Annotated in this window: 12 protein-coding genes and 1 tRNA gene; 5 read left to right on the top strand and 8 right to left on the bottom strand. The window is 73.3% G+C overall.

Annotated elements, in window-relative coordinates; translation table 11 throughout:
- Positions 1–106: 106 nt before the first annotated feature.
- From ACWEV0_RS14395 to ACWEV0_RS14385, 3 genes are all read right to left on the bottom strand, one after another.
- Positions 107–820: a nucleotidyltransferase family protein gene (locus ACWEV0_RS14395; RefSeq protein WP_451605326.1), complete on the bottom strand. Its 714-nt coding sequence runs from the start codon at positions 818–820 to the stop codon at positions 107–109.
- Positions 821–870: 50 nt separating this feature from the next.
- On the bottom strand, positions 871–1284 hold the full coding sequence (locus ACWEV0_RS14390; protein WP_453149552.1) for a hypothetical protein: 414 nt from the start codon (positions 1282–1284) through the stop codon (positions 871–873).
- 235 nt (positions 1285–1519) lie between these two features.
- Positions 1520–2617 carry an ABC transporter ATP-binding protein gene (locus ACWEV0_RS14385; RefSeq protein WP_453149550.1) on the bottom strand — a complete coding sequence of 366 codons (1098 nt, stop codon included), beginning with the start codon at positions 2615–2617 and terminating at the stop codon, positions 1520–1522.
- A gap of 190 nt (positions 2618–2807) precedes the next feature.
- On the opposite strand from ACWEV0_RS14385, the gene ACWEV0_RS14380 reads away from it, so the two are divergent.
- Positions 2808–2881, top strand: a tRNA-Thr gene (locus tag ACWEV0_RS14380).
- A gap of 104 nt (positions 2882–2985) precedes the next feature.
- A complete protein-coding gene (locus ACWEV0_RS14375; protein WP_453149548.1) occupies positions 2986–4827 on the top strand; it encodes a restriction endonuclease in 1842 nt (613 codons plus the stop codon).
- A gap of 35 nt (positions 4828–4862) precedes the next feature.
- On the opposite strand, the gene ACWEV0_RS14370 is transcribed toward ACWEV0_RS14375, so the two are convergent.
- Positions 4863–6260, bottom strand: coding sequence for an NAD(P)/FAD-dependent oxidoreductase (locus tag ACWEV0_RS14370; RefSeq protein WP_453149546.1), 1398 nt, complete (start codon positions 6258–6260; stop codon positions 4863–4865).
- Positions 6261–6564: 304 nt separating this feature from the next.
- Here ACWEV0_RS14370 and ACWEV0_RS14365 point away from each other — a divergent pair, with 304 nt between their 5' ends.
- Positions 6565–7047 (top strand): N-acetyltransferase family protein, encoded by a 483-nt coding sequence (locus ACWEV0_RS14365; protein WP_453149544.1) that lies wholly within the window; start codon positions 6565–6567, stop codon positions 7045–7047.
- A gap of 41 nt (positions 7048–7088) precedes the next feature.
- On the opposite strand, the gene ACWEV0_RS14360 is transcribed toward ACWEV0_RS14365, so the two are convergent.
- The gene (locus ACWEV0_RS14360; RefSeq protein ID WP_453149542.1) at positions 7089–7427 is read right to left on the bottom strand and encodes a hypothetical protein; all 339 of its coding nucleotides are present in this window, start codon (positions 7425–7427) and stop codon (positions 7089–7091) included.
- A 52-nt stretch (positions 7428–7479) separates the two neighbouring features.
- Here ACWEV0_RS14360 and ACWEV0_RS14355 point away from each other — a divergent pair, with 52 nt between their 5' ends.
- Positions 7480–7815 (top strand): hypothetical protein, encoded by a 336-nt coding sequence (locus ACWEV0_RS14355; RefSeq protein WP_389205166.1) that lies wholly within the window; start codon positions 7480–7482, stop codon positions 7813–7815.
- A gap of 9 nt (positions 7816–7824) precedes the next feature.
- On the opposite strand, the gene ACWEV0_RS14350 is transcribed toward ACWEV0_RS14355, so the two are convergent.
- Positions 7825–8808, bottom strand: coding sequence for a zinc-binding dehydrogenase (locus ACWEV0_RS14350; protein WP_453149540.1), 984 nt, complete (start codon positions 8806–8808; stop codon positions 7825–7827).
- Positions 8809–8855: 47 nt separating this feature from the next.
- The gene (locus ACWEV0_RS14345) at positions 8856–10049 is read right to left on the bottom strand and encodes an FAD-dependent oxidoreductase (RefSeq protein ID WP_453149538.1); all 1194 of its coding nucleotides are present in this window, start codon (positions 10047–10049) and stop codon (positions 8856–8858) included.
- 121 nt (positions 10050–10170) lie between these two features.
- Between ACWEV0_RS14345 and ACWEV0_RS14340 the strand changes: the two genes are divergently transcribed.
- Positions 10171–10845, top strand: a complete 675-nt coding sequence (locus tag ACWEV0_RS14340) for a pentapeptide repeat-containing protein (protein WP_453149536.1) — start codon at positions 10171–10173, stop codon at positions 10843–10845.
- A 10-nt stretch (positions 10846–10855) separates the two neighbouring features.
- Here the strand turns inward: ACWEV0_RS14340 and ACWEV0_RS14335 are convergent, their stop codons facing one another.
- On the bottom strand, positions 10856–11356 hold the full coding sequence (locus ACWEV0_RS14335; protein ID WP_453149534.1) for a hypothetical protein: 501 nt from the start codon (positions 11354–11356) through the stop codon (positions 10856–10858).
- Positions 11357–11404 lie beyond the last annotated feature (48 nt).

The following is an 11404-nucleotide window of genomic DNA, read 5'->3' as shown; positions in this document are numbered from 1 at the left end:
ATTTCGTCCTCGTTCAGGGGGTGGTTTTTCGGTTCCGTCAGTTCGGTCAGCGCTCACAAATGCCCTGGGCGGGGCCCTTCCGTACGCCCTGACCAGGAGGAGGGCGTCACGGCTGGGCGGCCAGCTCCTTCGCCGCCTCCGTCAGGTCCTTCGCCGTGTCGATGGCCCGCCAGTACGCCCCCTGGGGCAGCGGGAAGCCCGCCAGGCGCCGCTCACGGGCCAGGCGGGGGAAGGTGGTGCGCTCGTGGTCGCCGCGCTCCGGCAGGAGGCCGGTGAAGGCCGGGGAGAAGACGTACACGCCGGCGTTGATGAGGTACGGGGACGGCGGCGACTCGATGAAGTCGGTGATGTGGCCGAAGGCGTCGGTCTCGACGGCGCCCCACGGGATGCGCGGCCGGGCGAGGGCGAGGGTCGCGGTGGCGTCGCGCTCGGTGTGGAACTCGGCCATCTCGCGCAGCGAGAAGCGGGTCCAGATGTCGCCGTTGGTGGCGTACCAGGGCCGGTCCGGCTCGGGCAGGTGCGCGGCCGCGTACTTGAGGCCGCCGCCGCGGCCGAGCGGCTCGGACTCGACGACCGTCGTGACCTTCAGCGGCAGCTGCGCGGTCTCCAGCCACTCCTGGAGCACCTCGGCGAGATGGCCGCAGGAGACGACGGCGTCGGTGACTCCCTCAGCGGCGAGCCAGGACAGCTGATGGCCGATGATCGGGGTCCCGGTGCCCGGGATCTCGACCATCGGCTTGGGGCGGTCGTCGGTGTACGGGCGCAGCCGCGAGCCCTGGCCGCCCGCCAGGACCACGGCCTGCGTCGGGGAGGTATGCATACCGGGAACGATAGGCGCAGCCGCCCCGGTGGGTCCGGATCAGCTCGCGCTCAGCTGGCGTGCAGGACGCCGTAGGCGAAGGCGGTGTCGCAGACCGGGCGGGAGTAGGACTGGGCGCGCGTCGGGCCGAAGCGCTCGACGGCGGCGGCGCCGAGGGCGCGGGCGATCGAGACGCAGTGCTTGGCGAGCGACGGCCGGTTCTCCACCTCGCGCTGGAGGTGGGTGAGGGCGACGGCCGGGTCCTTCTCCTGGAGCTCGGCGAGGAGCTGGTCGCGCAGCACGTCCTGCGGGGCACGGGACTTGGCCCGGGTGGAGACGTCCGTGGACGACGCGGTCAGCATCTGGGTCCCGGAGCCCTGGCCGGCCCACGGAACTGCGGACACCGCGAGCGTTCCGGAGAGCACCAGGACGACGGGCAGGACGAGGGCGAGGGAGCGGCCGATTCGGCGGGCAGTGTGCGTCACGCAGGCGAGCGTAGCGGTCGGTAGTGAAATGGCGACATTTAGTCACTCTCACGAGGGACGCTTCTTGGCGGCTTTTCGAATCCCGTGTTGACGCCGGGGAGTGGCCGGGGGCCCGTATGCCCAGTTCTGCCGGGGTTTTCGCCGAGTCGGCGTTTCATGCCCGCCGAATCCCCCAGTACGCCAACGGCCCCACCCCCGCAAGCGGGGGCGGGGCCGCGGGGAGCCACCGGGCGGATCAGTCGGAGAGGCGCTCGCCGGTCGAGGTCGAGAAGACGTGCAGCTCGGCCGAGCGCGGCACGACGTGCAGCGTGGAGCCCTTGGCCGGGACCTCGCGGCCGCCGACGCGGACCACGATCTCCTTGTCCTCGCCGTCGACGCGGGTGGTGCCGTAGACGAAGCCGTCGGAGCCGAGCTCCTCGACGACGTTCACGGTCACGGCCAGGCCGTCCTTGCCGGTGGCGCCCTGCACGTCGAAGTGCTCGGGGCGGACGCCGACGGTGACGGTGCGGTCGCCCTTGGCGGCCGCGGCGGCGATGGCCTCGCGGGAGACCGGGACGACGCTCGCGCCGAACCTCACGCCGCCGTCGGTGATCGGGACCTCGATCAGGTTCATGGCCGGGGAGCCGATGAAGCCGGCGACGAAGAGGTTGGCCGGCTTGTCGTACATGTTGCGCGGGGTGTCGACCTGCTGGAGCAGACCGTCCTTGAGGACGGCGACCCGGTCGCCCATGGTGAGCGCCTCGGTCTGGTCGTGCGTCACGTACACCGTGGTGATGCCGAGACGGCGCTGGAGCGAGGCGATCTGCGTACGGGTCGAGACGCGGAGCTTGGCGTCGAGGTTCGACAGCGGCTCGTCCATGAGGAAGACCTGCGGCTCGCGCACGATGGCGCGGCCCATGGCGACGCGCTGGCGCTGACCGCCGGAGAGGGCCTTCGGCTTGCGGTCCAGGTACTCGGTGAGGTCGAGGATCTTCGCCGCCTCCTCGACCTTGGTGCGGATCTCGCTCTTGTTGACGCCGGCGATCTTCAGGGCGAAGCCCATGTTGTCGGCGACGGTCATGTGCGGGTAGAGCGCGTAGTTCTGGAACACCATGGCGATGTCCCGGTCCTTCGGCGGCAGGTGCGTGACGTCGCGGTCGCCGATGCGGATGGCGCCGGAGGTGACGTCCTCCAGGCCGGCCAGCATGCGCAGCGAGGTCGACTTGCCACAGCCGGAGGGGCCGACGAGGACGAGGAACTCGCCGTCGGCGATCTCGATCTCCAGCTCGTTGACGGAGGGCTTTTCGGCGCCGGGGTAGACCAGGGTCGCCTTGTCGTAGGTGACGGAAGCCATGGTGATGTGTCCCTTCACCGGCAGGAACGTGCCGGACGATCCGAGTAAAGGAAGGATGTGGTGTAGTCCACCAGGGTGAACCGCAGGTGACGCTACCCGGCCGGGCCGGATCTGTCAGCAGTCCGGGGGACGTGAGGGTCGTGAGATTTCCGACCATGGGCGGGCGGGGGTTCGTTACACTGCTTCCGCTGCCGCCTTAGCTCAGTTGGCTAGAGCGCTTGACTTGTAATCTTGAGGTCGTCGGTTCGATTCCGACAGGCGGCTCTTCGCGATCACGCGACCAGGTGTCCCGGACCCAGCAGGGTCCGGGACACTTGTGCGTCGAGGGGCAGGTGCGCGGGGGTTTTCCCGGGGGAGGGGCGCGGCGGATGCAGCGGGAGCAGCGGGCGGAGTACCGGCGGCGGCGGGACGCGGACGCGTTGCGGCGGACGCGGGAACTGGACGCGCGGGTGGCGGCCCTGGAGGGGCTGCTGGTCGCGGGCTGCCGGAGCGAGCCGCTGACGGACGGGGTGGCGCCGTTCTCGCCGGGGGATCTCGGCGTGCCGGTGGTGATGCCGGACCAGCGCTTCTACCAGGTGCGGGCCGATTTCGAGCGGGACTGGTACGCGGCGCAGGCGGCGGAGGCGCGGCGGCTGGAGCAGCTCGCGGCGTACCGGCGGCAGTACGAGGAGTGGGCGGCGGCGCGGCGCGCGGAGATCGGGGAGCAGCGCCCCGGGCCGGAGGACGTGGTCGCGTTCTTCTCGGCGGTGCTGTCCCGGTCGACGGTGTGGCCCGCGGATTTTCCGCGCCGGGTCTCGGCCGCGTACGACCGGGGCACGCGCCGGCTGGTCCTGGACTGGGAGCTGCCGGGGTTCGAGGTGGTGCCGGCGGCCAAGGGCGTGAAGTACCTGCCGAGCACGGACCAGGAGAAGGAGGTCCCGCGGCCGGTGACCCAGCGGCGGGCGCTCTACCGGGACGTCCTCGCGCAGAGCGTGCTGCTGGCGGTGCGGGAGCTGTTCGTGGCCGACCGCTCCGGTGTCCTGGAGCGGGTGGCGCTGAACGGGTACGTGGCCGGCGTCGACCCGGCGACGGGCGTGCCGGGCCGGGTCTGCGTGGCGTCGGTGGCGGTGGACCGGCCGGTCTTCGACGGGCTGAACCTGGCGCTCGTCAGCGCGGTGGAGTGCGTGACGGGGGCGCTGTCGGGCCGGTTGTCGGCGAGGCCGGACGAGCGGGCGGCCGTACAGCCGTTCGCGCTTCCGGAGCAGGCCGGTTCCGGCGCGGTGGGGCACGGGGACGGTGACGAGCCGGACCTGCTCGCGATGGACCCGATCGCCTTCGAGGGCCTGGTGGCCCAGCTGTTCCGGGCGCGGGGCCTGGAGGCCGTGACGACGCAGCGGTCGAACGACGGCGGGGTGGACGTGCGGGCCCTCGACCCGGACCCGATCAGCGGCGGCTCGATCATCGTGCAGGTGAAGCGCTACCGGAACACGGTGCCGCCGAGCGCCGTACGGGACCTGTTCGGCACGGTGCAGGACGCCGGGGCCAACAAGGGCGTCCTGGTGACGACGTCGAGGTTCGGCCCCGGCTCGTACACCTTCGCCAGCGGCAAGCCGCTGACGCTGATCCCGGGCGCGGAGCTGGTGGAGCTGCTGCGGCAGCACGGGCTGCGGGGGCGGCTCGGTACGGGAGAGCCGGCTCGGGCCGCCCGGGGCCCGGTGGACGCCGACGCGGGCTTCAACGTGCTCGGCATGGGGTGGTCCGGGGCGGTCGCGCTCGACGTGTGCGCGCTGGTGTGCGCGGGGAGCCGGGTGCTCGGCGACGAGTGGTTCGTGTTCTTCAACAACCCGGCGACGCCGGACGGTTCGGTGGCCTCGGTGGCCTCGGTGCCGGCGCCGGCCCTGTCGGCCGGCGACAAGGCGGCGGTCCGGGTCGGCTTCGACGCGCTGCCGGCCGGCGCCGACCGGCTGGTCCTGGTCGCCGCGGTGGACCCGGAGGTGAACTCGGACGCGGACCTGGCGGGGTTCCTGGACGCGGGGATCGTGCTGCGCGACGGCACGGGCGCGGAGCTGGACCGCCTGGAGGTGTCCGACGGGCGCGCGGGCGAGACGGCGCTCGTCCTCGGCTCCTTCCGGCGCCGGGCGGGCGGCGACTGGGACTTCGTGGTCGGCGGGAAGGGGTACCGGGGCGGACTCGCGGAGCTGGTGGGGGACTTCGGGATCGAGGTGGAGTGAGCGGAGGGCGCCCGGCGGGGGCGCCCTCCCCGGACTCAGCGGCCGCTGAGCCGGTTGGCGATCACGGCGATCCGGTCGGTGGCCGCCGTGCGGGCGGCGGTCTCGCGCCGGTCGGCGGCGCGGAAGGCCGCGTACATGGTCTGCACGCCGAGCCAGCGCAACGGCTCCGGCTCCCACTTGCGGACCCGGTGGTTCACCCACGGCAGTTCGGTGAGCTCGGTGGACCCGCCCTGGCCGGAGTCCTGCTGGATGAGGTCGCGCAGGGTGCGGGCGGCCAGGTTGGTGGTGGCGACGCCGGAGCCCACGTAACCGCCCGCCCAGCCGAGGCCGGTGGAGCGGTCGAGGGTGACGGTGGCGCACCAGTCGCGGGGCACGCCGAGGACGCCGGACCAGGCGTGGGCGATCCCGACGCCCGCGAGCTGCGGGAAGAAGCGGATCAGGATCTCGCGGAGCGCGGTGACGGTCTGCGGCTGCGTCCGGCCGTCGTTGTCGGTCCGGGAGCCGAAGCGGTACGGGACGCCGCGGCCGCCGAGCGCGATCCGGCCGTCGGCGGTGCGCTGGGCGTACATGTAGGCGTGCGCCATGTCGCCGAGGGTCTCCAGGCCGTTCCAGCCGATGGACTCCCACTGGGCGTCGGTGAGCGGCTCGGTGGCGATCATCGAGGAGTTCATGGGCAGCCAGGTGCGGCGCTGCCCGGCGAGGGAGGCCGTGAAGCCCTCGGTGCAGCGGAGCACGTACGGGGCGCGGACCGTGCCGTACGGGGTGACGGCGTGCTTCGGGCGGATCTCGGTGACGGGCGTGGACTCGTGGATGGTCACGCCGAGCGCCTCGACGGCGGCGGCGAGGCCCTTGACCAGCTTCACCGGGTGGAGGCGCGCGCCGTGCGGGGTCCAGGACGAGCCGACGGCCCCGGTGATCCGGATCCGCTCGGCGGTCTCCCGCGCGCCGTACAGCTCGCGCTCCTTCTCGCCGAAGGCCACCTCGGCGTCGTGGAACGCCTTGAGCCGGGCCAGCTGCGCGGGCGAGTGCGCGACTTCGAGGACGCCGCCGCGGTGCAGGTCGGCGTCGATGCCCTCGGCGGCGCACACGTCGACGACCTCGCCGACGGTGTCGTTCATGGCCTGCTGGAGGCGTACGGCGGCCTCGTGGCCGTGCAGTCTCGCGTAGCTGTCGCGGCCGGCGATGCCGTTGTAGAGCCAGCCGCCGTTGCGTCCGGAGGCCCCGTACCCGCAGAACGCGGCTTCGAGGACGGTGATGTTGAGGAAGGGGACGGCCTTCTTGAGGTAGTAGGCGGTCCACAGGCCGGTGTAGCCGCCGCCGACGATGCAGACGTCGGCGGTGCCGTCACCGGGCAGCGGTTCGCGCGGGGCGGGGGCGCCCTCCTGCGCGTACCAGAACGATATGCCGCCGTTGACCGTCGTCGTGCTGCTCATGGTGCCCTCTCCCTGGTGTGTTGGCGGGAGGGTAGCCGGGGGGTCGGGGGCGCGGATACGGGGCGTGGGGCGGGGCGGGGGGCTTCGCGGGCGGGCGGTTGCGGATTCCGTTGCGTCGGGAGGCCGTTGCCGGCGGGCCGGAGGGGCGTCGGGCAGGCGGACGGGAGGACACGGGGTGACGGTTTCCGTCGATCTGGGGTGGGCGGGTGATCGACGTACCGATGCGCGGCGCTCGACCGCGCCCAGGTGTCCATCGCCCGGACCCTGCTGGCCCGCGCGGCCTGACCCGGTGCACCCTGTCCCCATGATCCGTACCGCCACGCCTGCCGACGTCCCCGTCATCCACCAGCTCGTCCGCGACCTCGCCGAGTACGAGAAGGCCCTCGACGAGGCCCGCGCCACCCCCGCCCAGCTCCACGACGCGCTTTTCGGGGACCGTCCCGCCGCCTATGCCCACATCGCCGAGACCGAGGACGGCGAGGTGGCCGGCTTCGCGCTCTGGTTCCTCAACTTCTCCACCTGGCGCGGGGTCCACGGCATCTACCTGGAGGACCTGTACGTCCGCCCGGAACTGCGCGGCGGCGGCCACGGCAGGGCCCTGCTCACGGAGCTCGCCCGCATCTGCGTCGAGCGCGGCTACGAGCGCCTGGAGTGGTCCGTCCTCAACTGGAACCAGCCCTCCATCGACTTCTACGAGTCGCTGGGCGCGCGGCCGCAGGACGAGTGGACGGTCTACCGGCTGACGGACGGGGCGCTCAAGGAGCTGGGCGGAGGCGCGGAGGCGTAACGGACTGTTCCCGCGGGCCCGGACGGTGGGGCCGACCGGTCTCAGCGGGCCGAGTCGACCAGGATCGCCGCGCTCGCCACCAGGCCCGCGTACGCCAGGGCCAGGAGGAGCGCGGCGAGGACGAGGAGCCAGCCGGTGAGGAGCGCGGCGAGGGCGACGCCGCGGTCGCGGCTGTCGAGGCGTTTGGCGCGGCGGCGGCCGAGGTGACCGGCCGGGACGGCGACGGCGCCGAGGAGGAAGACGCAGAACGTGTACAGGCCGCCGTAGAGCAGCCAGAGCACGGGCGTGAGGAAGATCCCCGCGACCAGGCCGACGCCCAGCGCGGCCGCCCACGCGCTGATGCGCGCGGGTGTGTTGGTGCCGGGCGTGCTGTTCGTCATGGCGACCCCCTCCGGTTCGGCAGGACACTCTACGAGACGGTAGGAAGAGGGCATGGAGAACGAGATTCAGCAGCGGTTCGAGCGGATCACCGCTTTCGTGGAGGCGCGGCTCACGCCGCTTTTCGATCCCGAGAACGGGAGCGACCACGGCTTCGGGATGGACGACACCTCGCGTGCGCTGCGTGCGCTGCGGTACACCGTGCAGGCGGCTTCGGCGGTGAACGGGCTCGTGGAGAAGCGGGAGTCGGCGCCGGAGCTGCGGCAGGTGGTGGACCAGGCGTTGGAGCACAACTGGGACGTGCTGCGCTCCATCGCCCGGATGTGGGAGGACCACCCCGACTTCCTGAAGGAGTTCAAGGGGCACTCCTGGGACGTGCTCGGCGTCTGACCGGATCCGTCAGGGGACCAGGACCACCTTGCCCATCGTGCCCCTGGTCTCCAGGGCGCGGTGGGCCGCGGCCGCCTCGGCGAGCGGGAAGGGGTGGACGGCCGGGCGGAGGGTGCCGTTCGACGCCGCGGCGAGGGCGGCGAGTTCGAGGGTGCGGATGTCGCCGCCGGCCTTCTGGAGCATGACGGGGCCGAGGACGGACCGCGAGGTGATGCCGCGGGCGGTCAGTTCCTCGTCCGTGAGGGTGAGTTCCTCGCCGCCCGACCAGCCGAAGACGAGGTGCCGGCCGCCCTTGCCGAGCAGGTCCACCGCGGTCCGGGCGGTGGCGCCGCCCACCGAGTCGAAGACGACGGTCGCGGCGCGGTCTCCCAGGTACGCGCGGACCTCGTCCGCCCAGGTGCCGGTGGTGTAGTCGACGGCCAGGTCCGCGCCGTTCTCCCGTACCCGGGCCACCTTCTCCGGGCCGCCCGCCAGGCCGATGACGACGGCGCCCGCGTCCTTCGCGTACTGCACGAGCAGCGTGCCGATGCCGCCCGCCGCCGCCGGGACGATCGCGACCGAGTCCGGGCCCAGGTCGGCGAACTGCAGGATGCCGAGCGTCGTGCGGCCCGTGCCGATCATGGCGACGGCCTCCGGCTCGCCGAGGTGGTCGGGCAGGGCGTGCAGCCGGGCCGCGTCGGTGACGGCGAGTTCGGCGTAGCCTCCGGGCGCCATGCCGAGGTGGGCGACGACGCGGCGGCCCAGCCAGGACGGGTCGGTGCCGGGGCCGAGGGCGTCCACCGTGCCGGCGACCTCGCGGCCGGGCACGGTGGGCAGTTCGGCGGGGACCGGGAAGGGGCCCGGCGCTCCCTCGCGGAGGGTGGTGTCCAGGAGGTGCACGCCGGCCGCCGTCACCTTGACGCGGACCTGGCCGGGGCCCGGGACGGGGTCCGGGACTTCCTCGTACGTCAGGTTCTCGGCCGGGCCGAAGGCGTGGAGGCGGATGGCGTGCATGGCGGTCTCCCCTGGGCGACAAATGGTGTCGCGAACAGCCTTCGACCTCAAGCGCGCTTGAGGTCAAGCCGCCCCAGGTTCTCCCTCAGCCGCGCGTTCCGCAGCGCCAGCGACACCGCCTCCACCGCGCTCGTGAACGACACCTCCACCAGCACCCCCGGCGCCGCCACCTGGTCGCCCGCCAGGTACACGCCGTCGCCCCGGTCGATCGCCGGGCGGTCGCGCCAGGTGGTGCCGGGGCGGTCGACCGCGCCCGTACGCCCGTTGGAGACGGCCTCGCGCCGCCACAGCGTGCGCTCGCGCCAGCCCGCGAAGCCCAGGTCGAGCAGCCGCTCGGCGTGCGCGACGCCGTCCGCCTTCGACTCGCCGGGGCCGATCGGGAGCTGCCCCTGGATCAGCTGCTCGCCGGCCGGGGCGAGGGTCGGGTCCTGGGTGGTGAACCGTTCCACCCAGCCGGGCGCGTCGAGGTCCGAGATCGCGAACGGGTCGCCCTTCCGGGTGCGTACGGCCAGGTCGAAGAGGACCGTACGGCCCGAGTCCCAGGTCAGCGACGCGTCGCCGAGCAGCCGGGCGGCGGCCGGCAGGGAGGTCGCGACGATCACGGGGCCCTCGGCGGTCGGCAGGTCGGCCAGGCTGTCGACGCGCGACGAGGTCTCGATCCGTACGCCCAGCTCCACGGCGCGCGCCGTCATCCGCTCGATCAGCCGGCCCCAGCCGCCCTTCACGAAGTGCGCCTCGGCCGGGACCGACGTGGCCCGGTGCAGGCGCTCCTGCACGAAGCGGGCCGACAGCGCGCCCGGGTCGTGGTGGTAGAGCGCGACCCCGCTGTACGCGGCCGCCGCCTCCGCCGCCGCCGGCCCGGCGATCCCGGTCGCCCAGGTGCGGAAGTCGACGTCCACCGGCGCCTGCTCGGCCTTGCGGAAGGACTGGCGCAGGAAGCCGAACGGCGGGATGCGGCGCAGCGCGCCCTTGTGGTGGAAGCGGAGCTTCGCGGCGTCGAGCGCGGGCAGCGGGGCGAGCGGGCCGAGCAGGCCGCGCTGCTTGAGCCAGGTCCAGTGCGGGCCGCCGCTGTAGATCGCGTGCGGGCCCTCGTTGGTCAGGTACGGGCCCTCGGCGGTGCGGGCCCGGCCGCCGAGGGCGTGGTGCGCCTCGTGCAGGGTGACCCGGGCGCCCGCCTCGGCGGCGGTGACGGCGGCGGTGAGTCCGGCGAAGCCGCCGCCGACGATGGTGATGTTCCGCATCTTTCCGACTCCCTCGTGCGCCCGGCTCGGTGCCGGGGTTCACGCATGGGACGGGCGGCGGGGCCGGGTTCGTGACATCGGGACCGGGGCGTTGTCAGTGGCGTGCGTCACGATGGGCGGCATGACGAGTACGAGGAAGAGGAAGCCCGTTCCGGCGGTGCGCCGGCCCGAGGTCCGGCTGCCGGAGCTGGAGGCGTACGAAGGCGGCCTGGAGCCCGACGGGGACTACGACGGCCTGGAGCTCACCGGTCTCGACCTGGCCGGCCAGGACGGCCAGGGGGCGCGGTTCCTGGACTGCGCCCTGCGCGAGTGCGCGCTCGACGAGGCGCGGCTGACGGCGGCGCGTTTCCTCGACTCGGTGCTCGACGGGGTGCGGGGCGTGGGCACGGACCTCGCGGAGGCGCAGCTGCGGGACGTGGAGGTCGTGGACGCGCGGCTCGGCGGGACGCAGCTGCACGGGGCGGTGCTGGAGCGGGTGTGGGTGAGGGGAGGGAAGGCGGACTATCTGAATCTGCGGAAGGCGAAGCTGAAGGACGTCGTCTTCGACGGGTGCGTGCTGAGCGAGCCCGACTTCGGGGGCGCGAGCCTGGAGCGGGTGGAGTTCCGGGACTGCGTGCTGGTCGGGGCGGACTTCAGCGGGGCGCGGCTGAAGGACGTGGACCTGCGCACGGTGCAGCGCCTGGAGATCGCGCGCGGGGTCGACGCGCTGGCCGGGGCCGTGATCTCCACGGCGCAGCTGCTCGACCTGGCGCCGGTGTTCGCGGCGCAGTTGGGGGTGCGGGTGGAGGACGTGTAGACGGTTCCGGTCAGGGCACGCGGGGGAAGCGGGCCTGGAGGTCCCACACGACCGGGTTGTCGGCCAGGCCCTCGTGCATGTCGACGAGGTCGGCGATCAGGTCGTGCAGGAAGTCGCGGGCCTCGCGGCGCAGTTGGGCGTGGCCGAAGGTGAGCGGCGGTTCGTCGCCCGGCATCCAGTCGGCTTCGACGTCCACCCAGCCGAAGCGGCGCTCGAAGATCATGACGTCGGAGGACTCGGTGAAGTCGAGCTCCGCGTACTGCGGCTGCGCGGCGCGGCTGCCGCGCGGGTCGCGGTCGAGCTGCTCGACGATGTCGCACAGCGCCCACGCGAAGTCGAGCACCGGCACCCATCCCCAGGCTGTGGACACCTCCTGGTCCTTCTCCGTGTCCGCGAGGTACACGTCGCCGCAGAACAGGTCGTGGCGCAGCGCGTGGACGTCCGCGCGGCGGTAGTCCGTCTGCGGCGGGTCGGGGAAGCGGCGGGAGAGCGAGTAGCCGATGTCGAGCACGGGTCGATGGTCCCATGCCCGGTGCCCACCGGTCGTCGCGCCCGCCGT

The sequence above is a fragment of the Streptomyces sp. NPDC003943 genome (genome assembly GCF_053605265.1).
This window is presented reverse-complemented; position numbering and strand designations above follow the sequence as displayed.